Genomic DNA, 26,324 nt, shown 5'->3' with positions numbered 1-26,324 from the left:
GGTTTTTGAGGTACTGGCGTTGTCGGAATTGCTTTCTGTTGGGCTATTTATAGCGGCGATTGCCGTGTACGCGGCGAAGGCTGGGCGAAACATCTGGTGGCTGACGGCCATTCTGGTGATGCTCGGTCTGTTTATCGTGCTTAACGTTACGCTGCTGGCGAGTAACTATTTTACCGGCGAAGGCATTAACGATGCGGTGCTCTATACCCTGACCAGCAGCATGACCGGGGCAGGCGTTGGCAAATATGTTCTGCCCGGGCTTGGCATTGCCGCCGCGCTGGTGGCGATGTTTGGTGGCCTGACGTGGGTTCTGCGGCGTAAAAATCGGCCTCATCATCTCGGCTATAGCGTGCTGGCGCTCGTACTGGCTCTACTCTCGATTAAAACCACACCGGCTTACCAGCAGGTAGTTTCGCTGATTAAATCCCAGACCCGCAGCGGGGATTCCGATTTTGCCGCGTGGTACAAAGTGCCGGAAGGCAACATCAAAAATCCGAAGCTGAACCTGGTTTATATCTACGGCGAAAGCCTTGAGCGTACTTATTTTGACGAGCAGCAGTTTCCGGGGCTTGCGCCGGAGCTAAATGCTCTGAAAAGCGATTCACTGGATTTCAGCCATACCGGCCAGATGCCGGGCATGGATTACACCATCGCCGGGATTGTCGCTTCGCAGTGCGGGATCCCGCTGTTTGCCCCGTTTGAAGGTAACTCGTCGGCTTCAATGTCGAGCTTCTTCCCGAAGAACATCTGTCTTGGCGATATCCTGAAAGCCTCCGGCTACCAAAACTACTTTATTCAGGGGGCTGACCTGCGCTTTGCCGGTAAAGACATCTTCCTGCAATCTCACGGCTTTGAGCATATGTATGGCGCTCAGGAACTGAAGGGAATGGTGGCCGACCCGAACTATCGTAATAACTGGGGCTTTTACGATGATACCGTGCTGGAAGAGGCTTATGAAAAGTTCATCGAGCTGTCGAAGGCCGGCAAGCGTTTCTCCCTGTTTACCCTGACGGTAGACACCCATCACCCGGACGGATTTATATCGAAAACCTGTACCCGGCGCGACTATATCTACGAAGGCAAAGACAATCGCTCATTTGGCGCGGTGGCGTGTAGCCAGCAGCACATTGCCGCGCTGATTGAAAAAATCAAAGCCTCGCCTTATTTCCGCAATACGGTGATTGTGGTTTCTTCTGACCACCTTGCGATGAACAACACCGCTTATAAATACCTGACAAAGCAGGACAGGCAGAACCTGTTCTTTGTGATCCGCGGCGATCGGCCGCAGGCCGGGCTTAAGGCGGTGAAACGCAACACCATGGATAACGGCGCGACCGTGCTGGATATCCTCGGTGGCGGAAACTATATCGGGCTGGGCCGCAGCAGCCTGTCTGGTGAGTCGCTGTCGATGGTTTTCACTAACCTTAAAGAGAAGGTTGTTGAGTGGAAGCCGGACGTTATCGACCTGTGGAATTTCCCCAAAACCATCAGCCGCTACGGCATAGACCAGAAGAAAAATACCTTCAGCTATTCCGGGGCGCACTTTAAGCTGCCGCTGCTGCTGAAAATTGGTAAGGGCAAAATCGAGCCGCTGCCGGAGAGTGAATATTCTGCGCCTCTGCGCTACCAGCTGGCTGATTTTAAAAGCGATGACCGGTTTATCTGGGCCGACCGCTGCTACAAAATGGCTCGCCTGTGGGCGCCGGAGCTTGCGCTTTCAAATGAGCTTTGCGTGGCGCAGGGGCAGCTCGGCGGCGAGCCGACGGTGCGGCTGGCGGGAAATCCGCTTGATGAATATAACGTGCAGTTTGCCGAACAAAAGCTCGATAACGCGCGGTTTAAACGCAACGTCTCACAGCTGAAAGCCGATGAAAAAGACATCCGTTACCAGGCCGATAGCTTTATTTTCAACGTGGCCGGAGCGCCGCAAACCGTGAAGCAGTTCAGCGGAGTTTCCCGCCCGGAGGCCTGGGGGCGCTGGTCGAACGCCAATACCGCACCGCAGGTGAAAATTGACTACCTTGAACCGCTGCCAGAGAAGTTTGATCTGGTGCTGATCGCCAAAGCTTTTGGCCCGAACGTGGGTGAGCCGGTATCGATCAAAGTCGGAGAACAGGAACAGACGATCACATTTGGGGATCAGCTTTCTACCGTCACGCTGCGTTTTGAAAACCCCGAAGGCAGCAACGTGCTAACGATTGAGCCGCCGAAGCCGCAGTTGTCGAACGAGGGAAATATTCTTGGCCATGAGCCGCGCAAGCTCGGGGTGGGGCTGGCTGAATTGAAGATTGTGCCGATAAGTGAATAATCCCGCTCCCCGGGAAGAGAACGGGCGGGCAGGTCAGAGGATTTCCAGAACCTGCTCGGGCGGGCGGCCAATGCGAGCTTTTCCGTTGGCCAGCACGATAGGGCGTTCGATAAGCTTCGGGTGCTCAATCATGGCGTTTATTAGCGCATCTTCCCCGAGGCTCTGGTCATCAAGCTTCAGTTCTTTGTAGAGATCTTCTTTGCGGCGCATTAGTTCACGCGCGCTGGTGAAGCCTAATTTTGCCAGCAGCGACTTGACGGTTGCTGCATCCGGCGGGGTTTCCAGGTAAAGCACCATTTCCGGCTCAACGCCATTTTCCTTCAGCAGGTTCAGCGTTTCGCGGCTCTTGGAACAGCGCGGGTTGTGGTAGATTTCGACCTTCGTGGACATAGAGACTCCTGTTTACATCTTCATATAAGGTTTAAAACGCTGCTGTAGCTGGCGCAGCTGATCGATGCGGGCGTCATAACGCGCCTGTTGCAGGCTGCCCAGCTTGACCTGCGAACTGGCGCTGCTGAGCAGGGAAATAGCCTGATCGAGCCGCCCGTTTAATGCCATGACTTCCGCCCTGGCGGCCAGCTCCTGGTCGCGATTACCCAGCGCTCCCTGAGCCTGAGCCAGCAGATCCCAGCCGTTGGTATCGTCGGCATGAGCGAAGGTATAGCGGTTGAGCAGGGTTACCGCGGCGGCAGGCTGGCCGCCTTCAAGGTAAGCGTTGGACAGGTTGAGCTGTAGCACCGGGTTATTTTTCAGATCCGGCGCGTTTTTCAGGCGGTTAATGGCATCGTTGGCCTTGTGCTGGCCGAGGTCGATATCGGTAGCGAGATCGAGATACCACGGATTAGTCGGCTGGGCGCTAAGCAGCGGCTGTAGAGCCTTCCTCGCCTCATCGTACTTACTGGCCTGTAGGGCCAGCAGCGCTCGACCGTACTGGGCTGCGCTTTGCTCACGCACGTTGCCTTTTGACCAGGTATCCAGCATATCGGTGGAGAGCTGGTTGCGCCCGGAGTTATACATCCCCAGCGCGCGGGCTTTTGCCATGTAGAAATTTTCTGAGGACTGCACAACAACCGGGCGCATTTGGTTGGCGCGGTTGCGGGCGTCCGCAAGGCGGCTTTCCGGCAGCGGGTGGGTCAGCAGAATTTCCGGCGGGCGAGAAGAATAACGAGCCTGGTCGAGTAATTTTTCCAGGAAGCCGGGCATCGCCTGTGGATCAAAACCAGAACGTTGAAGCACCTGGATCCCGATGCGGTCTGCTTCCTGCTCGTTTTGCTGGGTGAAACTGATCATCCCCTGCTGCGAGCCAGCCAGCGTGCCGGAAAGCGCCGCCATCCCGGCCTGCGGGCTGGCCATCGCCAGCAGAATAGAGCCCAGAGCGCCAACCCAGGTCAGCGGAGCGTTTTTCTTCTGGTCTTCCATCGCGCGCGCGAGGTGGCGCTGGGTAACGTGGGAAATTTCGTGCGCCATAACTGAAGCCAGCTGGCTTTCGGTATCGGCATAGCGGAACAGCGCCGAGTGCAGGACCACGTTTCCGCCGAAGAAGGCGAAGGCGTTAATCTCGTCGTTATTGATTAAAAAGAAGTGGAACGGAGTTTTTACCGAGTCGGCATGGCTAACCAGCCGCATGCCGAGGGAATTAATATATTGGGTCAGCAAGGGATCGTTAATTAACGGTGCGCTGCCGCGCAGCTGACGGACGTAGAAATCGCCCATCTGCATCTCCTGGCCGATGGACAGCGTGCTGCCTGCCGACGTCCCCATATCGGGCAGTTGATCGGTAACATCCGCCCGTGCCGGAAGCGAGCCGCCTGCCAGCAGCGCCGCCATAAGTGTTGCAATCAGGGTCTTTTTCAACTGCCTAACCATAACTACTGTCCCGTTTAGTCGTCGTCCAGATTTTGACACGATGAATACCAGTTTGTTCGCATAAAGAAGTGTACTGTAGGGCGTTGAAGCTGCGAACATTTTATTTAGTGAATAAGCAGTTTGTAATGCGCCGTAAAAAGCGAAGTCTTTGCGGTGACATTTAGATACAATTCGGCCTCGTACAAAAGTTTCACGGAAGGGATGTATGCTCGACATGTTGTTGCAGTGGTATCGCCGTCGTTTCAGCGATCCGGAGGCTATTGCCCTGCTGGTTATTCTGGTGGCGGGTTTTTGCATCCTGTTCTTCCTTCACGGCCTGCTGGCGCCTCTGCTGGTCGCCATCGTGCTGGCCTACCTGCTGGAGTGGCCGACCGTTCGCCTTGAGCGGGTGGGCTGCTCTCGCACCTGGGCAACAACTATCGTGCTGGTGCTATTTGTCGGCATTCTGCTGCTGATGGTGCTGGTGGTTGCTCCCGTAGCCTGGCAGCAGGGCATCTACCTGATTCGCGACATGCCGGGCATGCTCAATAAGCTGTCCGACTTTGCCGCCACGCTTCCTAAGCGTTACCCGGCGCTGGTGGATGCGGGCATTATTGATGCCATGGCGGAGAACATGCGTGGGCGTCTGTCCGGCATGGGCGACCAGGTGGTGAAATTCTCGCTGGCGTCGCTGGTTGGGCTGCTGACCCTCGCCATTTATTTAATCCTGGTGCCGCTGATGGTGTTCTTCCTGGTGAAGGACAAAGAGCAAATGCTGAATGCCGTGCGCCGCATTTTGCCGCGTAATCGTGGCCTCGCCGGGCAGGTCTGGCTGGAAATGAACCAGCAAATCACCAACTATATTCGCGGCAAAGTGCTGGAAATGATCGTGGTTGGCGTGGCGACCTATATCGGATTTATCGTCTTCGGACTTAACTATTCGCTGCTGCTGGCGGTGCTTGTCGGCCTTTCGGTGCTTATTCCGTATATCGGCGCATTTGTGGTCACTATCCCGGTGGTTTGTGTGGCGCTGTTCCAGTTTGGCCTCGGCACCGAATTTTGGACGCTGTTCGGCGTGTACCTGATTATTCAGGCGCTGGACGGTAACCTGCTGGTGCCGGTGTTGTTCTCCGAGGCGGTGAACCTTCACCCGCTGGTGATTATTCTCTCGGTGGTTATCTTCGGCGGGCTGTGGGGGTTCTGGGGCGTGTTTTTCGCCATCCCGCTGGCAACGCTGATTAAGGCTGTGGTACATGCCTGGCCGGATGCGACGCTTATCGACGACGGCGTCGGAGATAAATAACAGCCACAAAAAAGCCGACGGTTAAGTCGGCTTTTTTATTTATTCTCGGGTCAGGCGTTTTCGTTCACCCAGCCCAGCACGATGTCGTGGTGGTTGCTGGTTTTGAAATCGTCAAACACCTTCTCAACCTTGCCTTCGCCGTCCAGCAGGAAGCTAATGCGGTGAATGCCGTCATAGGTTTTGCCCATAAAGGATTTCTCGCCCCACACGCCAAACTGGTCGCAGACCTGGTGGTCTTCATCAGAAAGCAGGGTGAAGTTAAGCAGCTCTTTCTCGGCAAAACGGGAAAGTTTTTCCGGCTTGTCGGTGCTGATTCCCAGCACTTCCACGCCGCGCTTTTTCAACTCATCCATGTTGTCGCGCAAACCACATGCCTGCACGGTGCAGCCTGGTGTCATCGCTTTAGGATAGAAATAAACCAGAACTCGCTGTCCCTGGAAGTCGGTTAAATTTACTTGTTCGCCGTCCTGATCGGGCAAGCTAAATTTCGGTGCAATATCACCGGCTTTCAGTGGGCTCATCGCTACTCTCCGTCTTTAATCGTCTTGCTGTGGGTTAACCACGCTAATAGTGCCTTCTGCTTTCAATTCTGTACATAGGGCTTTAAAAGCTTGCTCAATAATTGTTGCATCCTGGGAGCCTGGGCTGTGGGCGGTTATTTGAATATACAGCCGCGGCCCAACGTCATTTTCTGCGGGTTTCGTGCGGGAAACCAGCTCTGCAATGTTCATCTGATGGGTATCGAACAGGTGGGTAAAACGCTCAATCAGATGTGGAGAGTCGGCGACTTCAACCTGCACCCAGACGGTGGCGGGCATCGCCGGTCTTTCCTGAGCCGTTGTGCGCTTCATCACAATTAACAGATCAAGCTCCGCGCCCTTAAGCGGCAGGGTGGACTCAATCAGGGTTATCGCGTTCCAACTGCCGGAGAGCAGCATAATGAAGGTGAACTCTTCACCCAGCATCGCGAGGCGGCTGTCTTCGATATTACAGCCGCAGCTGCTGACGTGGCGGGTAATGGTATTGACGATACCAGGGCGGTCCGCCCCCAGGGCTGTGATAACCAAATAATGACGTGATGAGGGTGCCAAGCGCGTTCTTCCTGTGAATCGGTGAGATTGACATTAGGAAAGCATAAAAAAAGTATGCTGCCAACCGCTTAGCACCTTCTGGCGGCTTGCTTTTGCTATGGCACCAAACGTAACATTGGAGAACATGTTTGCAAAGAGGGTGGCTAATGTTTACGGGAAGTGTTGTCGCGCTAATTACGCCGATGGATGAGAAAGGTAGTGTCTGCCGGTCCAGCCTGAAAAAACTGATTGATTACCATGTCGCCAGCGGAACGTCGGCGATTGTATCGGTAGGAACTACCGGTGAATCGGCTACCTTAAGCCACGACGAGCACGTCGACGTAGTGAAGCTCACGGTGGAACTGGCTGACGGGCGTATCCCGATTATTGCCGGCACCGGAGCGAACGCCACCTCTGAAGCTATTTCCCTGACCAAACACCTCCACAACAGTGGAATTGTTGGCTGCCTGACGGTCACCCCTTATTACAATCGTCCTACCCAGGAAGGCCTGTACCAGCACTTCAAAGCGATTGCTGAAAGCACCGACCTGCCGCAGATGCTTTACAACGTGCCGTCGCGCACCGGCTGCGACATGCTGCCGGAAACCGTTGGCCGCCTGGCGAAAATTAAAAATATTATCGGTATCAAAGAAGCCACCGGGAACTTAAGTCGCGTAAACCAGATCAAAGAGCTGGTTGAAGATGACTTCATCCTGGTGAGCGGCGATGACGCCAGCGCGCTGGACTTCATTCAGCTCGGCGGCCACGGGGTAATTTCGGTTACCGCAAACGTAGCCGCGCGTGAGATGGCGGAAATGTGTAAACTGGCTACCTCAGGGCAATTTGCACAGGCTCGCGAAATTAACCAGCGTCTGATGCCGCTGCACCATAAATTATTTGTAGAACCCAACCCTATCCCGGTGAAATGGGCCGCCAGGGAGTTGGGTCTTGTGGCAACCGATACCTTACGTCTGCCGATGACGCCGCTGACCGACGAAAGTCGCCCGGTGATTATCAGCGCGCTTAAGCATGCCGGTTTGCTGTAAAGCTTAGGGAGATTTGATGGCTTACTCAGTACAGAAGTCGACGGTGGCAAAAGTTGCTGTTGTTTCGCTCGCCATGTTGTTAGCGGCGTGCAGTTCCGATCAGCGTTACAAGCGTCAGGTTAGCGGCGATGAGTCCTACCTGGATGCAACCCCACTTGCGGAAATCCACTCTCCGGCCGGGATGATCCTGCCGATACAGAATGGCGACTACAACATTCCGGTCACTAACGGCAGCGGTGCTGTAGGTAAGCAGCTGGATATTCGCCCACCGGCTCAGGCTCTGGCTCTGGTCAACGGGGCGCGTACTCAGTTTACCGGCGATACCGCGTCTCTGCTGGTTGAAGGGAATAAAGCCAGCGGCCTGTGGAACCAGGTTGTCAGCATTATTCAGTCTCAGAACTACACGATTGCGAAGCGCGACGACGCTGGCCAGACCCTGACTACCGACTGGGTACAGTGGAACCGTGCTGACGAAGACGTGCAGTATCGTGGCCGCTACCAGATTACCGTGCAGCCTCAGAACTACCAGCAGGCGGTTGTGGTTAAGCTGCTGAATCTGGAGCAGGGCGATAAGCCAATTGCCGATGCCGCATCCATGCAGCGCTACAGCGCGCAGATGCTGAACGTCATCAGCGCGGGCCTCGACAAGTCGGAAACGGCTCGCCAGAACACGCAGGACAATCGCAGCTCCGCACAGCTCGACGTGCAGAGCGCCGCGGATGATACCGGCCTGCCAATGCTGGTGGTTCGTGCGCCGTTTAACGTCGTGTGGAACCGTCTGCCGGCCGCGTTGGAAAAAGTGGGCATGAAAGCCACCGATACTACCCGTTCTCAGGGCAATATCGCGGTGACCTACAAACCGCTTTCCGACAGTGCGTGGAGCGAGCTGGGTGCAAAAGACCCGGGCCTCGTGAGCGGCGACTATAAGCTGCAGGTCGGCGACCTCGATAACCGCAGTAGCCTGCAGTTCATCGACCCGAAAGGGCACACGCTAACGCAGTCTCAGAATGATGCTCTGGTAGCCGTCTTCCAGGCAGCATTCAGCAAGTAATACTCAGGGGCCGGATAATTCCGGCCCTTGTTATTTAAGCCTATGTAGATACCCTGAATAATTCGAGCTGCAGGAAGGCGGTAAGACTGGAAATCTCCGGGAGCATAGCGAACTATGTGGCCGGAGTGAGCAGGCGCAACCAACGCACATGCAGCTTGAAGTATGACGGGTAAACCCCTCCGATTGCGCAAGCGATCGCTATACCTGGAGTAAGAAAGATGCAAAAGCAAGCTGAGTTGTATCGTGGCAAAGCGAAGACCGTCTACAGTACGGAGAACCCGGACCTGTTGGTACTCGAGTTCCGCAATGATACGTCAGCAGGTGACGGTGCGCGCATTGAGCAGTTCGACCGCAAAGGGATGGTAAACAACAAGTTTAACCATTTCATTATGGCCAAACTGGAAGAAGCGGGTATCCCGACCCAGATGGAAGCGCTTCTGTCCGACAACGAAGTGCTGGTTAAAAAGCTCGATATGGTGCCGGTTGAATGCGTCATTCGTAACCGTGCCGCAGGATCTCTGGTAAAACGCCTCGGCATCGAAGAAGGCATTGAGCTGAATCCACCGCTGTTTGACCTGTTCCTGAAAAACGACGCCATGCATGACCCTATGGTCAACGAATCTTACTGCGAAACCTTTGGCTGGGTGAGCAAAGAGAATCTGGCCCGCATGCGTGAGCTGAGCTACAAGGCAAACGACGTGCTGAGCAAGCTGTTTGATGACGCCGGGCTTATCCTCGTCGACTTCAAGCTGGAGTTCGGCCTGTTCAAAGGCGAAGTGGTGCTGGGTGACGAATTCTCCCCGGACGGCAGCCGCCTGTGGGACAAACAGACGCTTGATAAGATGGATAAAGATCGTTTCCGCCAGAGCCTGGGTGGCCTGATTGAAGCGTATGAGGAAGTTGCCCACCGTCTTGGCGTAAAATTAGACTAACCACGCAATCGTTTACGTTGCGCAATGGGGTGCGTTTTTGCGCACCCTGTTTTTTCGCCGTCTGTTCTTATGGTAATCCTGCCGTTAACCACCTACGATCTAACCATTACAAGTTGTGAATGAGGTAGAAAGTATGCGTTGGCAAGGACGTCGCGAAAGCGACAATGTAGAGGACAGGCGCAGTGATTCCTCCGGCCCCGGCATGAGCATGGGCGGCGGCGGGTTCCGTATTCCACGCGGTAAGGGCGGGCTGGTGCTGCTGGTAGTGGTGATTGTTGCCAGCTACTACGGCGTCGATTTGACTTCCTTCCTGTCCGGCGGCCAGCCGGTGCCCCAGCAATCCTCTCAGCAGCGTTCCATTAGCCCGAAAGACGACGAGGCGGCAAAGTTTACCTCGGTTATTCTGGCGACCACCGAAGATACCTGGGGTGAAATCTTCCAGAAAATGGGCCGCAGCTATCAGCAGCCGAAACTGGTGATGTATCGCGGCGCGACCCGCACCGGGTGCGGCACCGGCCAGTCGGTTATGGGGCCATTCTATTGCCCGGCTGACAGCACGGTGTATATCGATCTCTCCTTCTACGATGACATGCAAAGCAAGCTTGGCGCGGGCGGTGATTTTGCCCAGGGCTACGTCATTGCTCATGAAGTTGGCCACCATGTGCAGAAACTGCTGGGCATTGAGCCTAAAGTTCGCCAGCTACAGCAAAATGCTTCACCGGCAGAAGCCAACCGCCTGTCGGTGAAAATGGAGCTACAGGCGGACTGTTTTGCAGGCGTCTGGGGCCACAACATGGAGAAGCAGCAGGTGCTGGATGCGGGAGATTTGCAGGAGGCGCTTAACGCCGCCGAGGCCATCGGCGACGACAGGCTTCAGCAAAAAGGGCAGGGGCGCGTGGTGCCGGACAGCTTTACCCACGGCACTTCCGAGCAGCGTTACACCTGGCTTAAGCGCGGCTTTGACAGCGGCGACCCGGCGCAGTGCAACACCTTCGGCAACTCGCTTCGTTAACCTATGAAGGCAGGGATGATAGCGCGGCTCCGCCAGGTCACGGAGAGTATGCGGTGCCAGGGTATTCGACGCCTGATGGTGCTGGCCGGAGAGAGCGGCTGGAGCAGCCAGCAGGTGCAAGCCCTGGCGGCCCATTTGCCGGGGGACTGGCTTTGGGTCGGCGGCTCGCCTGAACTGCCGCTTAGCTGCGCCCCGACGGCGCTGCGAACTTTGCTGGGGCGAGAATTTCAGCACGCGGTTTTCGACGCACGAAGCGGGCTGGACGCCGCGGCGCTGGCCGCCCTTTCCGGGACGCTCAGGGCGGGAAGCTGGCTGCTTCTGCTGGTGCCTGACTGGGAAAGCTGGCCCGAACAACCGGATGAAGACTCCGCCCGCTGGAGCGACGCTCCGCAGCCCATTGCCACGCCGAATTTTATCTCCCATCTGCAAACCTGCCTGAGCCACAATGCCGGTTCGGTGCTGTGGCGCCAGCAGCCTGGGTTAATCCTGCCTGATTTTGCTCCCCGGCCAGACTGGCTCCCCGCCAGCGGCGCGCCGGAGAAAGAGCAGGCGGAAATTCTGGCCGGGCTTTCAAAAATGGACTCCGGCGTTGCCGTGGTTACCGCCGCCAGGGGCAGAGGTAAGTCGGCCCTGGCGGGAATGCTGGTCAACATCAGTCCTGGAATGAGCCTGGTTACCGCCCCGACTAAAGCCGCAACCGACGTTCTGGCGAGCTATGCGGGTGAGCGTTTTCAGTTTATGCCCCCGGATGCGCTGGCGGCAGAAAACATGCCTGCGGGATTTAGCTGGTTGATTGTTGATGAAGCTGCCGCTATTCCGGCTCCGCTGCTGCGACAGGTAATTGCTTGTTTCCCCCGCGTGTTGCTTACCACCACGGTTCAGGGTTACGAAGGCACGGGGCGGGGATTTTTGCTGAAATTCTGTGCCTCTCTTCCGTCTTTGCGGCGGTTCACGCTTAGCGCGCCGATCCGCTGGGCACAGAACGATCCGCTGGAGCAGGCGATCGACGAGATCATGCTGTTTGACGAGCCGGAAATGGAGCGGCCTGTACAGGGGGAACCGGTACTTGCGGCCGTCGGGCAGGCAGACTGGCAGCACAATGCCGGGCAGTTAAAGCAGATGTACCGCCTGCTGTCGGGCGCGCATTACCGGACATCTCCCCTCGACTTGCGGCGCATGCTGGATGCGCCAGGCCAGCATTTTATCGCTGCAAACGCAGGAGATGAATGTGTCGGGGCTTTATGGCTGGTGGAAGAGGGCGGGCTGGACGAAACCTTAAGCCGCTGCGTGTGGGCCGGGTTCCGCCGTCCGCGCGGGAATCTTGTTGCGCAATCACTGGCCGCTCACGGCGGCAGCCCGCTGGCCGCTACGCTGAAAGGGCTGCGCGTCAGCAGGATCGCCGTACACCCCAGGCGGCAGCGGGAACATATTGGCGCCAGCATGGTTGAACGTGCGCGTGGGCTGGCCGGGGGGCAATATGACTATCTTTCGGTCAGCTTCGGTTACACCGATGAGCTGTGGCGTTTCTGGCAGCGCTGCGGGTTTGAGCTGGTGCGTGTCGGAAGCCACAAAGAGGCCAGCAGCGGCTGTTATAGCGCGATGGCGCTGCTGCCGCTAACGGTGCAAGGGCAGACGCTCGTTCGCGAAGAGCGACAAAGGCTGGCAAGAGACTGGCCGTGGTTCAGGGAATGGATTGAATTAAACCTGCCGCTGGCTTCCACGCGGCCAGCACAATTGCTGGACGAGGACTGGCTGGATTTGTCCGGTTTTGCCTTCGCCCATCGTCCGCTGGAAGCCTGCATCGGGTCGCTAAATCGCCTGCTGCTGGCCTGTGATTTGCCGCTGCCCGCGCTGCGAGGCCGCCTCCAGCGGTACGAAAGCGCTGCGGTACTTAGCCAGCAACTTGGTCTTTCCGGGAAAAAAGGGCTGTTGGCAGCGATGCGGCAGGAGGCCGTACTGGCGCTGGAAAATCTCAATCGCAGCCGCAGCGATTCCCTGCGAACGGGCGTTTTGCAATTGCAAAAATTTCGCTAAGTCGTTCAATGAAACGGCATGGTCATCCCCGGGCAGCGGCGTATAGTTAGCGCTATTAACCGAGGAGAAAACCATGAAACACGACCATTTTGTTGTCCAGAGTCCGTCGGCTCCCGCAAGCCAATTGCTGCTGCTGTTCCACGGCGTCGGCGACACCGCAAAAGCGATGGGCGAGATTGGCAGCTGGTTTGCTCCTGAGTTTCCGGATGCCCTGATCGTCAGCATTGGCGGCCCTGCGCAGAGCGGCTTCGGCGGCGGGCGTGAATGGTTCTCCGTTGCTGGCGTAACCGAAGAAAACCGCCAGCAGCGGGTTGATACCGCGATGCCGGGCTTTATTGAAACCGTGCGCTACTGGCAGCAACAAAGCGGCGTGAGCGCGGCGGCGACGGCGCTGATTGGTTTCTCTCAGGGGGCGATAATGGCGCTGGAAAGTCTTAAAGCCGAGCCGGGCCTTGTGGGGCGCGTGATTGCATTTAGCGGCCGTTATGCCGGTCTACCGCAGCAGGCATCAACCAGCACCACTATCCACCTGATCCACGGCGATAACGACAAGGTTATCCACGCTACGCACGCGGTGGATGCGGCCGAAAAATTGCTGGAGCTTGGCGGCGACGTGACATTGGATTTAATTGATGATTTGGGGCACGCCATCGACGACCGCAGCATGAAGGCGGCGCTGGATCATCTGCGTTATACCGTGCCGAAGCACTATTTTGACGAGGCTTTAGGCGGCGGAGCGCCGAAGAATGACGATTTGATTGAGCTGCTGTAACCAGGCAGGACTTCACTCCTCCCTCCGGCTGGAAGGGAGGAGTACAGCATTACTTCTTCTTCTCTGGCCAGTCGTCGTCTTTATCCCATTTATCGTTAAAATCACGATGCGGCGGAAGCTCCGGCTTGTTGGCCATATACTTCTTGGGGTCGATGCGGCTCAGGTCTTTAATCACGTTAATAAACATCCCCAGCAATAACACCAGGACGATAATCCACCAGTAATGCGATAGCCATTCCATGCTGATACCTCGTTCAGTTGACTGCCCGTCAGGCGACAAGCTGTTCCATAATGCGTTGATACATCCGGGCCAGCATCTGCAGGTCGGCGGCGTTGACGCATTCATTGATTTTATGAATGGTGGCGTTCACCGGCCCCAGTTCCACAACCTGAGCGCCCATACGGGCAATAAAGCGCCCATCGGATGTACCGCCTGTGGTTAACAGCTGCGGTTTAATCTCATTATAGTGCTCAATGGCGTTCACTACCGCATCCACCAGCTTACCGCGCGCGGTCAGGAACGGCTGGCCGGAGAGCCACCATTCAACGGTGTAGCGCAGCTGGTGCTTCTCCAGCAGGGCTATCACGCGCTGTTTAATATCTTCGTCGGTCAGCTCGGTGCTGAAGCGGAAGTTAAACTGCACGAACATATCACCGGGGATCACGTTGTTGCTGCCGGTCCCCGCCTGTACGTTGGCTACCTGCATGCTGGTGGCGGGGAAGAATTCGTTACCCCGGTCCCACTCAATACCCACCAGCTCGTTCAGCATCGGCGCGGCACGGTGTACCGGGTTATCCGCAAGGTGTGGATAGGCAACGTGGCCCTGCACGCCGTGAATGGTCAGGTTGCAGGTCAGAGAGCCACGGCGGCCGTTTTTCACCACGTCGCCGACGACTTCGGTGCTTGAAGGCTCGCCCACCAGGCAATAATCCAGGCGTTCGCGGCGCTCCATCAGCGCTTCGACGACTTTCACGGTGCCGTTTTTCGCGCTGGCTTCTTCATCGGAAGTTATCAGAAACGCCAGGCGGCCTTTATGGTTGGGATGCTGAGCGACAAAACGTTCCGCAGCGACCACCATTGCCGCCAGCGAACCTTTCATATCCGCCGCGCCGCGGCCAAACAGCATGCCGTCACGAATGGTCGGTTCGAAAGGCGGATTGATCCAGCGGTCAGCATCGCCCGTTGGCACTACGTCGGTGTGCCCGGCAAACGCCAGCGTTTCACCCTGTCCACGCCAGGCCCAGAAGTTCTGGGTATCGCCAAAATCCATATGTTCGACGGTAAAACCAATCGCACGCAGGCGCTCAATCAGCAGCGCCTGGCAACCGGCATCATCGGGGCTCAGGGAAGGACGACGAATAAGCTGTTGCGTCAGCTCAATAACCGGGCAGGACATAAGACTATACCTCGTTGATAAACTGCTGATAATTGGTTTCGGTGAAACCCAGCAGCATAGGCTTACCCGGCGCGCAGAGCAATGGGCGTTTGATGATTGCCGGCATCTCCAGCATTAATACCGCCGCGCTTTTAGCATCGTTAATGGAGGCGCGGCGGGCTTCATCCAGCTTACGCCAGGTGGTGCCGCGGGTATTCAGCAGCGGCTCCCATCCCAGTTCGGCAATAAAACTCTCCAGCAGCGGCGCGTCCAGCCCGTCAACACGGTAATCGTGGAACTGATAATCCACGCCGTTGGCTTCCAGAAAGCGGCGGGCCTTTTTAATGGTGTCGCAGTTTTTAATGCCGTACAGGGTAATCATGGGGCGGTCACTCTTGTTTAGATGGTCTGGTCGGTCATTTTGCCGCAGCTGAGGGCAATTATCGAGCCGCGATTGCCCGCTAAATCGTTATTCTGCTAACAATATATTTGTGAGTTTGCTCAACAGTTGCCCGCTCAAAAAAGGTTCAACGGGAGAATATATCCGCGTATAATTGCGCCAACATCAAGAGAGGCGGTTATGATTGAGCACGAGTTAGGGCAGTGGAAAGACTTCATCGAAGATATGTTGCGCAAATAAGCGTTCCGGCATAAAAAGCAACGGCGCGATATTCTGGTTCTGAATACTCTGCGAACATCACTAAAAAGGCGACCTGTGAAGGCCGCCTTTTTGTTGCTTAGTGTTCAGGGTGCTCTTTCAGCGGGAACCGCCTGCGCACCAGGACGAAGAACAGCGGCACAAAGAAGATAGCCAGCACGGTGGCTGAAATCATCCCGCCCATTACGCCGGTGCCTACCGCGTGCTGGCTGCCCGAGCCTGCCCCGGTGCTGGTCGCCATCGGCAGAACCCCGAAGATAAACGCCAGAGAAGTCATCAGAATAGGGCGCAGGCGCTGGCGGCTGGCCTCGAGCGTGGCGGAAACCAGATCCTGGCCTTTGGCATTAAGATCGTTAGCGAACTCGACGATCAAAATGGCGTTTTTCGCCGAAAGGCCGATAACCGTCAGCAGGCCGACCTGGAAGTACACGTCGTTTTCCAGGCCACGCATCCAGGTGGCGAGCAGGGCACCAATCACCCCGAGCGGCACCACCAGCATCACCGAGAACGGTACAGACCAGCTTTCATACAGCGCCGCCAGGCACAGGAACACCACCAGCAGAGAAATAGCGTAGAGCGCCGGAGCCTGCGCCCCGGAAAGGCGTTCCTGGTAGGACATGCCCGTCCACTCCAGGCCGAATCCGTTCGGCAGCTTGCTGACCAGCTGCTCCATGATATCCATCGCCGTACCGGTACTTAGGCCGGGTGCAGCCTCGCCAACGATTTCCAGCGCGGAGTAGCCGTTATAGCGCTCAAGGCGCGGCGAGCCGGTTTCCCAGCGCGAAGTCGCAAACGCGGAGAACGGCACCATGCTGCCGGTTTTATTACGCACGTACCAGCTGTTGATATCGTCCGGCAACATGCGGTATTTAGCCGCGGCCTGAACATAGACCTTCTTCACGCGCCCGCGATCTATAAAGTCGTTCACATAGCTTGAGCCCCAGGCGGTTTGCAGCGTGTTATTGATATCGTCGATGGAGACGCCAAGCGCCTGCGCCTTGCGCTGGTCGATATCGATTTGCAGCTGCGGGCTGTCGTCGAGGCCGTTGTGGCGTACACGCGTCAGCTGCGGGTTGCTTCCGGCCATTTCCAGAAGCTGGTCACGAGCCTGCATCAGCGCATCGTGCCCGGCACCGGCATGATCCTGTAGCTCCATATCGAAGCCCGCGGCGTTGCCGAGGCCGTTAATCGCCGGAGGACTGCTGGCGATAACCCGCGCCTCTTTAATCTTGTTAAACGCTTTGGTTGCCCGCTCGATGATTGCAAACGAGCTTCCGTCCGCGCTGCGCTCTTCCCAGTCTTTCAGGCGGATAAACATACGCGCCACGTTTTGCCCGTTACCGCCGGGCCCCGCGCCGATGGTTGAAAAGACCGAGACTACGTTGTCTTTCTCTTTGCTCAGGTAATACTGCTCAACCTGCTGAACCACTTTGGTGGTTTGCTGCTGCGTGGCACCGCTTGGGAGCTGCACGGAGGTGGTAAACACACCGCGGTCTTCCTGCGGCAGGAACGAGGTTGGCAGCTTCATAAACAGGAACACCATGCCGCCGAGCAGCAGAGCGTAAATCAGCATCCAGCGTGCGCTGCGGGCGAGGATCCGGGCAACGCCGTTTTCATAGCGTTCAGCGCCGCGGTTGAAGGTGCGGTTAAACCAGCCGAAGAATCCTTTCTGGCCGTGATGCTCGCCCTTGTGCAGCGGCTTAAGAATGGTGGCGCACAGCGCCGGAGTCAGGATCATCGCCACCAGCACCGAGAGCACCATCGCGGCAACAATAGTGATGGAGAACTGGCGATAAATAGCCCCGGTGGTGCCGCCAAAAAACGCCATTGGCACGAATACCGCCGAGAGCACCATCGCGATGCCCACCAGCGCGCCCTGAATTTGCCCCATCGATTTGCGGGTGGCCTCTCTTGGGGAGAGCCCTTCCTCGCTCATAATACGTTCGACGTTTTCCACCACCACGATAGCGTCATCCACCAGCAGGCCGATGGCGAGAACGGTGGCGAACATCGTCAGGGTGTTAATGCTGTAGCCGAAGACGTAAAGCACGGCAAAGGTGCCGAGCAGAACCACCGGCACCGCAATCGTCGGGATCAGCGTTGCGCGGAAGTTTTGCAAGAACAGGTACATGACCAGGAAGACCAGCAGGATCGCTTCCAGCAGCGTCTTCACGACGTCGGTTATAGAGGCCTTGACGAAAGGCGAGGTTTCATAGGCGATTTTCGCTTCGAGGCCGTGCGGGAAAAACTGCGACAGCTCTTCTATTTTGGCGCGGGCCAGCTTGTCGGTTTCCATCTCGTTAGCGCCGGAAGCCAGCTTGATGCCAAGCCCGGAGGCGGGCTGACCGTTATAGGTGCTGAGGAAATCATATTTTTCCGCGCCCATCTCCACCTGAGCGACGTCGCCCAGCGTCACCAGCGAACCGTCCTGATTCACCCGCAGGGTGATGTCCTTAAACTGCTGGGGAGTTTGCAGCAGCGACTGGGCGTTGATGGTGGCGTTCAGCGCCTGCTTGTCGAGCGCTGGCGTGCCGCCAAGCTGGCCGACTGCAATTTGCGCATTCTGGGATTTGATGGCGGTGAGCACATCCCCTGTGGTCATCTGGTAGTTGATGAGCTTGTTTGGGTCGAGCCAGATACGCATGGAGTATTGCGAGCCGTAGGCATCCACGCCGCCGACGCCGTTCACGCGGCTCATCGGGTCCTGCACATTACTGGCAACGTAGTCGGCGATGTCCTGCTTATCCATGCTGCCGTCGGTGGAGACGAAGGCCACCATCAGGATATTGGTATCCCCGGTTTTATTGACCGTCACGCCCTGGGTTTGCACATCCTGCGGCAGCTTGCGCACCGCCGACTGCAGCTGGTTTTGTACCTGCTGAACCGCGGAGTCAGGATCGGTTCCGGCCTTAAAACTCAGGGTAATGGTGGCCTGACCGGCGCTGCTGCTCTGGGAGGACATGTACATCATATTGTCCAGCCCGGTCATGCTTTGCTCGATAACCTGGGTAACGGTGTTCTCCAGCGTTTGCGCCGAAGCCCCGGGATAGTTAGCGGTGATTCTTACGTTTGGCGGCGCGAGGTCAGGATATTGCTCGACGGGGAGCGAAAAAATAGCCAGCGCGCCGGTAAGGCAAAGCAATATTGCCAGCACCCAGGCAAAAATGGGGCGAGAAATGAAAAAATTCGCCATGCGGTCAGGACCCCTTAAAAGCTTCTAATTGTTATCAATAACCGCACCACTGTAGCTTTAACCGCTTAATCAAACGTGGAGAAATTTAGGAGATCGTGTAAATTAGCTTGGTAATTGGCAGGATTTGTAACCATACCTTTTATTGGGTCGTTTTAACCCCGACTTTCCAGAAATAGCACCGTCGCAGCCACGCGCGATCTCACCTGCAGCTTGCGCAGCAGATTACGAATATGCACCTTTACCGTCTCTTCGGAAATATGCAGCCCGCTGGCGATTTGTTTATTAGAAAGCCCGCGCGCCACTTCCGACAGGACGTCCAGCTCTCGCTCGGTGAGAATAGCAAATGGATTGCTGTTTTGCCGCTCGCTGCCCCGGTTATGTAAATACTCACGAACCTGCTCGCTAAAGGCTTTTCCACCCGCCAGACACTGATGGATCTCCTGCAACAGCACTTCAGGATCGCTGTCTTTCAGCAGATAGCCGTCGGCTCCGGCATCTATGAGCGTGAAAATGTCGCTGCGCGCGTCGGAAACGGTAAGGATAACTACTCTGGCACTTACGCCGTCCCGGCGCAGGGCGTTTAACGTGTCCAGCCCGCTAAGGCCCTTCATATTGAGGTCGAGCAGGATAAGGTCAGGCGCAAGGCGGTTAGCCAGGCTAACCGCTTCTGCACCGCTGCTGGCTTCCCCAATAACTTCAAACGCGCTATCCAGCTCGAGAAGCTGGCGGACTCCACGCCTCATCAGCGGATGATCGTCGACGATTAACACCTGGCAAACTGCTTTCTCGGACATTGCTGACTCCTGAATCAGGCTATTTATCATTATAGTTTTGCCGGGAGCGGAGAGGTAAACACCACTTCGACCCGCGTTCCGCCCCCCAAAGGGCGGGAAATAGTAAGCTCGCCGCCGAGGCGACCGGCTCGTTCATGCATAATATTCAGTCCGTAATGGCCTTCCGGCTCATCAAAGCTGGCAATCCCGCTGCCGTTATCGAATACCGATGCATAATGTTCACCGTTCTCCTGCGAGCGGCAAACAACTTCAATACGCCCGGCCGCCGAATGCTTAATGGCGTTGAGCACCGCCTCGCGGATGATTTGCAGCAGGTGAATTTGCTGAGAGGCATCCAGCGCCTGGCTTGGCATACTGCATTGCAGGCTGATTTCAGCCTGCGTCTGCTCGCGCAGTGGCCCGAGCATTTCCTGTAAAGCGGCCGTTAAGTCCGCCTGCTGAAGCGTCAGGCGAAAAGTTGTTAATAATTCACGTAGCTGGCGGTAAGCGTCGTTTAGCGCCTGAGAGAAGTCGCCCACAATCCGCTGAGCGGCCTGGTTTTCATCAGGTACGGCACGCTTTAGCAACGTTAACTGAATGCGCAGGTAGGAGAGTACCTGTGCCAGCGAGTCGTGCAGCTCCCTGGCAATGGTGGCCCGTTCTTCCATAAGCAGTAGCTGCTGGTAGTGCTTTTGTGCCTGGTTAAAGTACACCCCGCGCCCGAGCATGGTGGCGACACTTGCCATCAACTGCTGAGAAGGCGCTTCGCCCGCAGGCTGCCAGCGCAGCGAGCCGTAGGCGCTGTCCTGCTGAACCAGCGGCAGGGACTGCCATTCGCCTTCCGGCTGAGGCGTGCCTTCTGCCAGACGCCAGTTTTCGCCCACCCGCATTTCAAGGGCATTAACGGACTCATGCTGGTGGATAATCTTCAGGATTTGCATAAAACAGCGTTTGTCGATGGTGCTGACGTTTAGCGCCTGCGAGCAGCTATACAGCACTTCGAGCATGCGGTTGGCTTCCTGCAGGCGCAGGGTTTTCTGCTCTACCTGCTGTTCCAGAGAACGGTAAAGCTTTTGCAATTCATCCGTCATGCGGATAAAGGCTTTTGCCAGTTGCCCCAGTTCGTTGGGCAGCGAAGGGTTGAGATCCGGCAGGGTAAATTCCCCGCGCTCAATCGCCCGGCTTGCCTCAACCATGGTGTTTAACGGGGCAACAACCTGCTGGCGAATACGCCGCAGAGTGAAGAACACCAGGGTGAAAATCGCCATAAAACCGACCACCGAGGCCGCAACCACCTGCATCATTTTTCGCTCGGCATAATGCTGGAGCGCCAGCACAAACAAGTCTATTTGCCCGACATAGGCCGCAATATTGTGGCGATACCAGTCAAGATCGCCGCTGCGTATTTGCTGCTGCATTTGCTGCCAGTCCTGCTGTAAAGAGAGATAGCGAGATTTCACCTCTTCTGGCACCCAAAACCGATTGAGCTGCCGCAGCGTGGGGGAGTTGAGCGACCGCTGGTAGAGCCGCAGATGGTCCGGGAGAGACGCCCGATCGCCCTGTAAATCATAGCCCAGGCGGTAGCTCTGCATTCTCAGGGAGCCTGCGATATTCACCGCTTCGGCATCTTTCAGGCTGCTTGCCAGCGTCAGCATCGCAATGCCCGTTGAGAGCAGCGACAGCAAAACAATCGAAAAGAAGGCGCGCGCGAGGCTACTCGAGACCGGGCGTTTTACAATCACGACGCAATAACCCCTGAAAGCGTATGGTGGGCGAAACGTACCAGAATCTGGCCGGCTCGCAAACGCCTGGATACGACTTTTTCACCGCAGTGCGAAAAATGCGGCCTTATTTAACGCCTGCTCTTTGATCCGACAACGGCATTTACCCCTTTAGGGGGATGCTTTTGTAATCCCTCGTCACATACCTTAGGGTTCGGTAAAAGCCCGTAAATATTACGGGGATAAAAACAAAAAATTGACTGCCCGGTAGCGTGCCTGTCGGGAACTTTGAGCAAGGATCTGCCAATGGCTAAACTGACCCGCCGCGGCTTATTGACCGGCGGCTGGCGCAACGCCACTCCTGCTATTCGCCCGCCCTGGAGCGGGGATGAATCTCATTTTTTGCTGGACTGCACCCGCTGCGATCTCTGTATTACCTCCTGCGGCGAACGCGTGCTGAGACGCGGGCAGAGCGGCTACCCCGAAATCGACTTTACGCGCGGCGAGTGTACTTTTTGCTACGCCTGCGCTGAAGCCTGCCCGCAGAAGCTTTTTGCTGCTCGTGAGACGCAGCCCTGGTCACTCTCTTTGCGGCTGGCCGACACTTGCCTTGCCTGGCACCAGGTGGAATGCCGTAGCTGCGAAGACGCCTGCGAGCCTCAGGCCATCCGTTTTTTACCTTCGATGCAGGGCGTTTCTCGCCCAAAACTCTCCCTTTCTGACTGTAATGGCTGCGGCGCCTGCGTTGCGGGCTGCCCGGCGTCAGCCATAACCCTGAGGCCACAAGATGCACACTGACTGGCACGTTTGCGGCCTGGTGGTTCAGGCCAAACCTGAACATATTGCTGCCGTGCGCAGCGCCCTTAATCAGCTTGCGGGAAGCGAAGTGACCGGTGATGACGCCGGAACCGGCAAGCTGGCGGTCGTGATGGAGGCAACTGACGGCAAAACGCTGCTCGAACAAATAGAGCTGGCCCGCAATATCTCCGGCGTGCTGGCGGTGTCGCTGGTTTATCACCAGCAGAATGAACAAGGTGAGGAAGCACCATGAAACTCAGTCGTCGTAGCTTTATGAAAGCGAACGCCGTAGCCGCTGCCGCGGCGGCGGCGGGCCTCAGCGTGCCGGGCGTTGCGCGCGCGGTAGTGGGCAAGTCAGATGCCATTAAATGGGATAAAGCGCCGTGTCGCTTCTGCGGCACCGGCTGTAGCGTACTGGTTGGGACGCAAAATGGCCGCGTTGTGGCAAGCCAGGGCGACCCTGAAGCAGCGGTTAACCGCGGGCTGCTGTGCATTAAAGGCTACTTCCTGCCAAAAATCATGTACGGCAAAGACAGGCTTACTCAGCCTCTGCTTCGCATGAAGGACGGGCAGTACCACAAAGAAGGTGAATTCCAGCCGGTCAGCTGGGAGCAGGCCTTCGACGTGATGGAAGAGAAATTCAAAACCAGCCTCAGGGAGAAGGGGCCGGACTCCGTCGGCATGTTCGGCTCCGGGCAGTGGACGGTATGGGAAGGCTACGCCGCATCAAAGCTGTTCAAAGCGGGGTTCCGTACCAATAACATCGACCCGAATGCCCGCCACTGCATGGCGTCGGCGGTTGTCGGCTTTATGCGTACCTTCGGCATGGACGAGCCGATGGGCTGCTACGACGATATCGAGCAGGCGGATGCTTTTGTGCTTTGGGGCTCCAACATGGCGGAGATGCACCCGATTTTGTGGACGCGCATCACCAATCGCCGCCTGTCCGATGAAAACGTTAACGTTTCGGTGCTTTCCACCTATCAGCACCGCAGCTTCGAGCTGGCGGATAACGGAATGGTTTTCACGCCGCAAAGTGACCTGGCTATCCTCAACTACATCGCCAACTACATCATTGAAAATAATGCGATTAATGAGAGCTTCTTTAAGCAGCATGTCAACCTGCGGCGGGGCGCGACGGATATTGGTTACGGGCTGCGCCCCACTCATCCGCTGGAAAAAGCCGCTAAAAACCCGGGGTCAGATGCCTCAGAGCCGATGAGCTTTGAAGAGTACAAAGCGTTCGTGGCCGAATACACACTTGAGAAGACCTCAGAAATGAGCGGCGTGCCGAAGGATCAGCTGGAAGTGCTGGCGCAGCTGTATGCCGATCCGAACAAAAAAGTGGTCTCTTACTGGACGATGGGCTTTAACCAGCATACCCGTGGCGTATGGGCCAATAACCTGGTTTATAACCTGCACTTGCTGACGGGCAAAATTTCTAAGCCCGGCTGCGGGCCGTTCTCGCTTACCGGCCAGCCTTCCGCCTGCGGTACGGCTCGTGAAGTGGGAACCTTTTCGCACCGCCTGCCTGCCGATATGGTCGTCACGAATGATAAGCACCGCGATATCACCGAAAAAATGTGGCAACTCCCGGCGGGTACGCTGCCTGCCAAAGTCGGTTTGCACGCGGTGGCGCAGGACAGGGCGCTGAAAGACGGCAAGCTGAATGTTTACTGGGTGATGTGCAATAACAACATGCAGGCGGGGCCGAATATCACCGAAGAGCGTATGCCCGGCTGGCGTGACCCGCGCAATTTCATCATCGTTTCTGACCCGTATCCGACCATCAGCGCGCTTTCGGCAGATCTTATCCTGCCAACGGCCATGTGGGTTGAAAAAGAGGGTGCCTACGGTAACGCCGAACGCCGTACCCAGTTCTGGCGGCAGCAGGTGAGCGCTCCGGGTGAAGCGAAATCTGACCTCTGGCAGCTGGTGGCGTTCGCTAAACGCTTCAAGGTTGAAGAGGTCTGGCCCGCTGAACTTGTCAACGCTAAGCCGGAGTATCGCGGCAAAACGTTGTTCGACGTGCTGTTTGCCAACTCAAACGTCAGCAAATTCCCGCTGAGCGAGCTGGCGGAAGGGCAGCTTAATGACGAATCCCACGAGCTTGGGTTCTACCTGCAAAAAGGGCTGTTCGAAGAGTATGCGGCCTTCGGACGCGGGCACGGGCACGATCTCGCCCCGTTCGATGATTACCACAAAGCTCGCGGTCTGCGCTGGCCGGTGGTTGACGGGAAAGAGACGCAGTGGCGCTACAGCGAGCAGCACGACCCTTACGTCAAAGCGGGTGATGCGTTCCGGTTTTACGGTAAGCCGGACGGAAAGGCGGTGATTTTTGCTCTGCCGTTCGAACCGGCAGCCGAGGAGCCGGATGAAGAATATGACCTGTGGCTCTCTACCGGCCGCGTGCTTGAGCACTGGCACACGGGCACCATGACGCGCCGTGTTCCCGAGCTGCACCGTGCCTTCCCGGAGGCGGTCGTGTTTATTCATCCGCTGGACGCTCAGGCGCGCGGGCTGCGCCGTGGCGACAAAGTGAAGCTTATCTCTCGCCGCGGGGAAGTCATTTCCATCGTCGAAACCCGTGGCCGCAATAAGCCGCCGCGAGGGCTGGTTTATATGCCGTTCTTCGACGCCGCGCAGCTGGTAAATAACCTGACGCTGGATGCCACCGACCCGCTATCCAAAGAGGCGGACTTCAAGAAGTGTGCCGTCAAGCTGGCGAAGGTCTGATGAATAATTTGAGCAAATCCGGGAGCAAATTCATGAAAAAACAATTCCTGAAAAACGGCGTGATGCCGTGGATTGTCGGGCTGCTGCTGGCCGTGAGCGGCGTGACCTGGGCGGCTAACGGGGCGGATTTAAGTTCATCCCCGGAAGTGTCGGCGACGGAAAAGGGATCGGTCCATATGCCGAAGCAGCAGGGAAAGATGGCGCTGAACTACGTCAATCAGCCGCCGCTTATCCCGCACAGCGTGGACGGCTACCAGGTTAACAGTAACTACAACCGCTGCATGCAGTGTCACGGCGTTGAGCATTACCGCACCACCGGCGCGCCGCGCGTCAGCCCGACCCACTTTATGGACGCTGAGGGGAAAGTGCTTTCTAACGTAGCTCCCCGGCGCTACTTCTGCCTGCAATGTCACGTTCCGCAGACCGATGCCGCGCCAATCGTCGAAAATACTTTCACGCCGTCTAAAGGGTTTGGGGAATAAGCGATGGATAACTCAACCCGTACACCTGGGCTACTAAAACGTCTCTGGCACTGGTGGCGTAGGCCGAGCCGCCTGGCGCTGGGGACGCTGCTGCTTATTGGCTTTGGCGCAGGCATTATATTCTGGGGCGGTTTTAACACCGGTATGGAAATGTCTAACCGCGAGGAGTTTTGCATCAGCTGCCACGAAATGCGCAATAACGTGTACGAGGAGTACATGGGAACCGTGCATTACAACAACCGCAGCGGCGTGCGTGCGACCTGCCCGGACTGCCACGTTCCCCACGAGTGGGTGCCGAAAATGGTGCGTAAAATTCAGGCCAGCAAAGAGCTGTACGCTAAAGCTTTTGGCCTGATAGACACGCCGCAGAAGTTTGACGACCATCGTCTGGCGATGGCGCAAAATGAGTGGCGGCGCATGAAGAACAATAATTCGCAGGAGTGCCGCAACTGCCACAACTTCGATTATATGGACTTCACCGCTCAGAAAACGGTAGCGGCAAAAATGCATGACCAGGCGGTCAAGGACGGTAAAACCTGCATTGACTGCCACAAAGGGATTGCCCACAAGCTGCCGGATATGCGAGAGGTGGATACCGGGTTCTGACGGCGACGCCTGTGGGGTGTTCACCGGTTCGGTGGCTGCTCCCGGCAGCTCCACCCCGCCTGGGTTGGGTCAAAGCCGGGGACGATGAGAGCCGGGGACAAGGGCGTGGCTGCGGAATCTAATGCGATCTGGCACTGGTGATACAACGCTATTTTTTGCCCCCTCGCCCCTTTGGGGAGAGGGACGGGGTGAGGGGGATAATGAGAGCCGGAGACAAAAGCGTGGCACTTGTTCCGGCTTAAATCGCCTCCTTTTTCTCTCCGACTGACCAGGGTCCGGACGCCGGGAGCGGGCGGAGGCTGTGAGCGTAGGGAACTCATCGCAGCCGACCCAGGGCTGGGAGATAAAACGGAGGTTTACCGCTTGCGGCGATTTATCTCGCCGGGAGTCCGGGTTCTCAGGGGAGTGACGGTGACTCCCCTGAGACGTTCACGGGTCCGGGAGCTACATAAGCTGCGGGATAGTGCGTGAACGGAACTCCCTCAAGATTGGCATAAACGACTGTAACCCGAAGAGATAACCTCTACAAGCCCGGCTATGTTCCGTTCACCCGCACAGCGGATTATCTCTGTCACTGCCGCGAACGGTGAACGTGTCAGGGGGAAATA

At 56.8% G+C, this 26,324-nt stretch carries 24 protein-coding genes; 14 read left to right on the top strand and 10 right to left on the bottom strand.

Going from position 1 to position 26,324, the window contains the following annotated elements; all coding sequences use genetic code 11:
• Nucleotides 1–19 precede the first annotated feature (19 nt).
• The gene (gene opgB, locus HMPREF0201_RS15110; protein WP_016537606.1) at nucleotides 20–2,308 is read left to right on the top strand and encodes a phosphatidylglycerol--membrane-oligosaccharide glycerophosphotransferase; all 2,289 of its coding nucleotides are present in this window, start codon (nucleotides 20–22) and stop codon (nucleotides 2,306–2,308) included.
• Between the two features lie 33 nt (nucleotides 2,309–2,341).
• Here opgB and arsC read toward each other — a convergent pair whose 3' ends face one another.
• Complete coding sequence (arsC, locus tag HMPREF0201_RS15105; RefSeq protein WP_016537605.1) at nucleotides 2,342–2,698, bottom strand: arsenate reductase (glutaredoxin); 357 nt, start codon at nucleotides 2,696–2,698, stop codon at nucleotides 2,342–2,344.
• Between the two features lie 12 nt (nucleotides 2,699–2,710).
• Complete coding sequence (gene bepA / locus HMPREF0201_RS15100; protein ID WP_016537604.1) at nucleotides 2,711–4,174, bottom strand: beta-barrel assembly-enhancing protease; 1,464 nt, start codon at nucleotides 4,172–4,174, stop codon at nucleotides 2,711–2,713.
• A gap of 205 nt (nucleotides 4,175–4,379) precedes the next feature.
• Between bepA and HMPREF0201_RS15095 the strand changes: the two genes are divergently transcribed.
• Nucleotides 4,380–5,456, top strand: a complete 1,077-nt coding sequence (locus HMPREF0201_RS15095) for an AI-2E family transporter (RefSeq protein WP_016537603.1) — start codon at nucleotides 4,380–4,382, stop codon at nucleotides 5,454–5,456.
• Between the two features lie 50 nt (nucleotides 5,457–5,506).
• On the opposite strand, the gene bcp is transcribed toward HMPREF0201_RS15095, so the two are convergent.
• Both bcp and HMPREF0201_RS15085 read right to left on the bottom strand, forming a co-directional pair.
• Nucleotides 5,507–5,977, bottom strand: coding sequence for a thioredoxin-dependent thiol peroxidase (gene bcp / locus HMPREF0201_RS15090; RefSeq protein WP_016537602.1), 471 nt, complete (start codon nucleotides 5,975–5,977; stop codon nucleotides 5,507–5,509).
• A 15-nt stretch (nucleotides 5,978–5,992) separates the two neighbouring features.
• Nucleotides 5,993–6,547 carry a glycine cleavage system transcriptional repressor gene (locus HMPREF0201_RS15085; protein ID WP_039898557.1) on the bottom strand — a complete coding sequence of 185 codons (555 nt, stop codon included), beginning with the start codon at nucleotides 6,545–6,547 and terminating at the stop codon, nucleotides 5,993–5,995.
• 146 nt (nucleotides 6,548–6,693) lie between these two features.
• On the opposite strand from HMPREF0201_RS15085, the gene dapA reads away from it, so the two are divergent.
• The 6 genes from dapA (at nucleotide 6,694) to ypfH (ending at nucleotide 13,373) form a co-directional block, all read left to right on the top strand.
• Nucleotides 6,694–7,572, top strand: coding sequence for a 4-hydroxy-tetrahydrodipicolinate synthase (gene dapA / locus HMPREF0201_RS15080; protein ID WP_016537600.1), 879 nt, complete (start codon nucleotides 6,694–6,696; stop codon nucleotides 7,570–7,572).
• A 16-nt stretch (nucleotides 7,573–7,588) separates the two neighbouring features.
• Entirely contained in the window at nucleotides 7,589–8,623 is a 1,035-nt protein-coding gene (bamC, locus tag HMPREF0201_RS15075; protein WP_016537599.1) for an outer membrane protein assembly factor BamC, read from the top strand.
• A gap of 218 nt (nucleotides 8,624–8,841) precedes the next feature.
• The gene (gene purC / locus HMPREF0201_RS15070; RefSeq protein ID WP_008460193.1) at nucleotides 8,842–9,555 is read left to right on the top strand and encodes a phosphoribosylaminoimidazolesuccinocarboxamide synthase; all 714 of its coding nucleotides are present in this window, start codon (nucleotides 8,842–8,844) and stop codon (nucleotides 9,553–9,555) included.
• A gap of 133 nt (nucleotides 9,556–9,688) precedes the next feature.
• On the top strand, nucleotides 9,689–10,567 hold the full coding sequence (ypfJ, locus tag HMPREF0201_RS15065) for a KPN_02809 family neutral zinc metallopeptidase (protein WP_039898554.1): 879 nt from the start codon (nucleotides 9,689–9,691) through the stop codon (nucleotides 10,565–10,567).
• A gap of 15 nt (nucleotides 10,568–10,582) precedes the next feature.
• A complete protein-coding gene (locus HMPREF0201_RS15060; RefSeq protein ID WP_039898552.1) occupies nucleotides 10,583–12,601 on the top strand; it encodes a tRNA(Met) cytidine acetyltransferase TmcA in 2,019 nt (672 codons plus the stop codon).
• 73 nt (nucleotides 12,602–12,674) lie between these two features.
• A complete protein-coding gene (gene ypfH, locus HMPREF0201_RS15055; protein WP_016537596.1) occupies nucleotides 12,675–13,373 on the top strand; it encodes an esterase in 699 nt (232 codons plus the stop codon).
• Between the two features lie 49 nt (nucleotides 13,374–13,422).
• Here the strand turns inward: ypfH and HMPREF0201_RS15050 are convergent, their stop codons facing one another.
• Genes HMPREF0201_RS15050 through HMPREF0201_RS15040 form a run of 3 tightly spaced genes read right to left on the bottom strand, consistent with a single transcriptional unit; the run spans nucleotide 13,423 to nucleotide 15,131 of the window.
• Nucleotides 13,423–13,614 (bottom strand): YpfN family protein, encoded by a 192-nt coding sequence (locus HMPREF0201_RS15050; protein ID WP_016537595.1) that lies wholly within the window; start codon nucleotides 13,612–13,614, stop codon nucleotides 13,423–13,425.
• 28 nt (nucleotides 13,615–13,642) lie between these two features.
• Entirely contained in the window at nucleotides 13,643–14,770 is a 1,128-nt protein-coding gene (gene dapE / locus HMPREF0201_RS15045) for a succinyl-diaminopimelate desuccinylase (protein WP_016537594.1), read from the bottom strand.
• A gap of 4 nt (nucleotides 14,771–14,774) precedes the next feature.
• Entirely contained in the window at nucleotides 14,775–15,131 is a 357-nt protein-coding gene (locus HMPREF0201_RS15040; RefSeq protein ID WP_016537593.1) for an ArsC family reductase, read from the bottom strand.
• Nucleotides 15,132–15,329: 198 nt separating this feature from the next.
• Between HMPREF0201_RS15040 and ypfM the strand changes: the two genes are divergently transcribed.
• Nucleotides 15,330–15,389 carry a protein YpfM gene (ypfM, locus tag HMPREF0201_RS23100; RefSeq protein ID WP_115586383.1) on the top strand — a complete coding sequence of 20 codons (60 nt, stop codon included), beginning with the start codon at nucleotides 15,330–15,332 and terminating at the stop codon, nucleotides 15,387–15,389.
• A 97-nt stretch (nucleotides 15,390–15,486) separates the two neighbouring features.
• Here ypfM and acrD read toward each other — a convergent pair whose 3' ends face one another.
• The 3 genes from acrD to narQ all read right to left on the bottom strand — a co-directional run bounded on the left by acrD (nucleotide 15,487) and on the right by narQ (nucleotide 21,115).
• A complete protein-coding gene (gene acrD / locus HMPREF0201_RS15035) occupies nucleotides 15,487–18,600 on the bottom strand; it encodes a multidrug efflux RND transporter permease AcrD (protein ID WP_016537591.1) in 3,114 nt (1,037 codons plus the stop codon).
• 152 nt (nucleotides 18,601–18,752) lie between these two features.
• Entirely contained in the window at nucleotides 18,753–19,394 is a 642-nt protein-coding gene (narP, locus tag HMPREF0201_RS15030; RefSeq protein ID WP_039898549.1) for a nitrate/nitrite response regulator protein NarP, read from the bottom strand.
• Nucleotides 19,395–19,423: 29 nt separating this feature from the next.
• Nucleotides 19,424–21,115, bottom strand: coding sequence for a nitrate/nitrite two-component system sensor histidine kinase NarQ (narQ, locus tag HMPREF0201_RS15025; RefSeq protein WP_039898547.1), 1,692 nt, complete (start codon nucleotides 21,113–21,115; stop codon nucleotides 19,424–19,426).
• Between the two features lie 285 nt (nucleotides 21,116–21,400).
• Between narQ and napF the strand changes: the two genes are divergently transcribed.
• Genes napF through napC form a run of 5 tightly spaced genes read left to right on the top strand, consistent with a single transcriptional unit; the run spans nucleotide 21,401 to nucleotide 25,716 of the window.
• On the top strand, nucleotides 21,401–21,892 hold the full coding sequence (gene napF, locus HMPREF0201_RS15020; protein WP_016537588.1) for a ferredoxin-type protein NapF: 492 nt from the start codon (nucleotides 21,401–21,403) through the stop codon (nucleotides 21,890–21,892).
• Nucleotides 21,882–22,145: a chaperone NapD gene (napD, locus tag HMPREF0201_RS15015; protein ID WP_016537587.1), complete on the top strand. Its 264-nt coding sequence runs from the start codon at nucleotides 21,882–21,884 to the stop codon at nucleotides 22,143–22,145. Before napF ends, napD begins: the two co-directional genes overlap by 11 nt.
• Nucleotides 22,142–24,628 carry a nitrate reductase catalytic subunit NapA gene (gene napA / locus HMPREF0201_RS15010; protein WP_016537586.1) on the top strand — a complete coding sequence of 829 codons (2,487 nt, stop codon included), beginning with the start codon at nucleotides 22,142–22,144 and terminating at the stop codon, nucleotides 24,626–24,628. Before napD ends, napA begins: the two co-directional genes overlap by 4 nt.
• Nucleotides 24,629–24,660: 32 nt before the next feature.
• Nucleotides 24,661–25,110 carry a nitrate reductase cytochrome c-type subunit gene (napB, locus tag HMPREF0201_RS15005; protein WP_039899382.1) on the top strand — a complete coding sequence of 150 codons (450 nt, stop codon included), beginning with the start codon at nucleotides 24,661–24,663 and terminating at the stop codon, nucleotides 25,108–25,110.
• A gap of 3 nt (nucleotides 25,111–25,113) precedes the next feature.
• Nucleotides 25,114–25,716: a cytochrome c-type protein NapC gene (gene napC, locus HMPREF0201_RS15000; protein ID WP_016537584.1), complete on the top strand. Its 603-nt coding sequence runs from the start codon at nucleotides 25,114–25,116 to the stop codon at nucleotides 25,714–25,716.
• Nucleotides 25,717–26,324 lie beyond the last annotated feature (608 nt).

It is taken from the genome of Cedecea davisae DSM 4568 (assembly GCF_000412335.2).
Lineage (GTDB): Bacteria > Pseudomonadota > Gammaproteobacteria > Enterobacterales > Enterobacteriaceae > Cedecea > Cedecea davisae.
This window is presented reverse-complemented; position numbering and strand designations above follow the sequence as displayed.

Coding starts and splice junctions, on each gene's coding strand:
- napD (WP_016537587.1), top strand. CDS start 21,882: ATGCACACTGACTGGCACGTTTGCGGCCTGGTGGTTCAGGCCAAACCT.
- bepA (WP_016537604.1), bottom strand. CDS start 4,174: ATGGTTAGGCAGTTGAAAAAGACCCTGATTGCAACACTTATGGCGGCG.
- purC (WP_008460193.1), top strand. CDS start 8,842: ATGCAAAAGCAAGCTGAGTTGTATCGTGGCAAAGCGAAGACCGTCTAC.
- HMPREF0201_RS15095 (WP_016537603.1), top strand. CDS start 4,380: ATGCTCGACATGTTGTTGCAGTGGTATCGCCGTCGTTTCAGCGATCCG.
- dapA (WP_016537600.1), top strand. CDS start 6,694: ATGTTTACGGGAAGTGTTGTCGCGCTAATTACGCCGATGGATGAGAAA.
- arsC (WP_016537605.1), bottom strand. CDS start 2,698: ATGTCCACGAAGGTCGAAATCTACCACAACCCGCGCTGTTCCAAGAGC.
- napF (WP_016537588.1), top strand. CDS start 21,401: ATGGCTAAACTGACCCGCCGCGGCTTATTGACCGGCGGCTGGCGCAAC.
- napC (WP_016537584.1), top strand. CDS start 25,114: ATGGATAACTCAACCCGTACACCTGGGCTACTAAAACGTCTCTGGCAC.
- acrD (WP_016537591.1), bottom strand. CDS start 18,600: ATGGCGAATTTTTTCATTTCTCGCCCCATTTTTGCCTGGGTGCTGGCA.
- dapE (WP_016537594.1), bottom strand. CDS start 14,770: ATGTCCTGCCCGGTTATTGAGCTGACGCAACAGCTTATTCGTCGTCCT.
- napA (WP_016537586.1), top strand. CDS start 22,142: ATGAAACTCAGTCGTCGTAGCTTTATGAAAGCGAACGCCGTAGCCGCT.
- HMPREF0201_RS15060 (WP_039898552.1), top strand. CDS start 10,583: ATGATAGCGCGGCTCCGCCAGGTCACGGAGAGTATGCGGTGCCAGGGT.
- ypfJ (WP_039898554.1), top strand. CDS start 9,689: ATGCGTTGGCAAGGACGTCGCGAAAGCGACAATGTAGAGGACAGGCGC.
- bcp (WP_016537602.1), bottom strand. CDS start 5,977: ATGAGCCCACTGAAAGCCGGTGATATTGCACCGAAATTTAGCTTGCCC.
- HMPREF0201_RS15040 (WP_016537593.1), bottom strand. CDS start 15,131: ATGATTACCCTGTACGGCATTAAAAACTGCGACACCATTAAAAAGGCC.
- napB (WP_039899382.1), top strand. CDS start 24,661: ATGAAAAAACAATTCCTGAAAAACGGCGTGATGCCGTGGATTGTCGGG.
- HMPREF0201_RS15050 (WP_016537595.1), bottom strand. CDS start 13,614: ATGGAATGGCTATCGCATTACTGGTGGATTATCGTCCTGGTGTTATTG.
- narP (WP_039898549.1), bottom strand. CDS start 19,394: ATGTCCGAGAAAGCAGTTTGCCAGGTGTTAATCGTCGACGATCATCCG.
- ypfH (WP_016537596.1), top strand. CDS start 12,675: ATGAAACACGACCATTTTGTTGTCCAGAGTCCGTCGGCTCCCGCAAGC.
- bamC (WP_016537599.1), top strand. CDS start 7,589: ATGGCTTACTCAGTACAGAAGTCGACGGTGGCAAAAGTTGCTGTTGTT.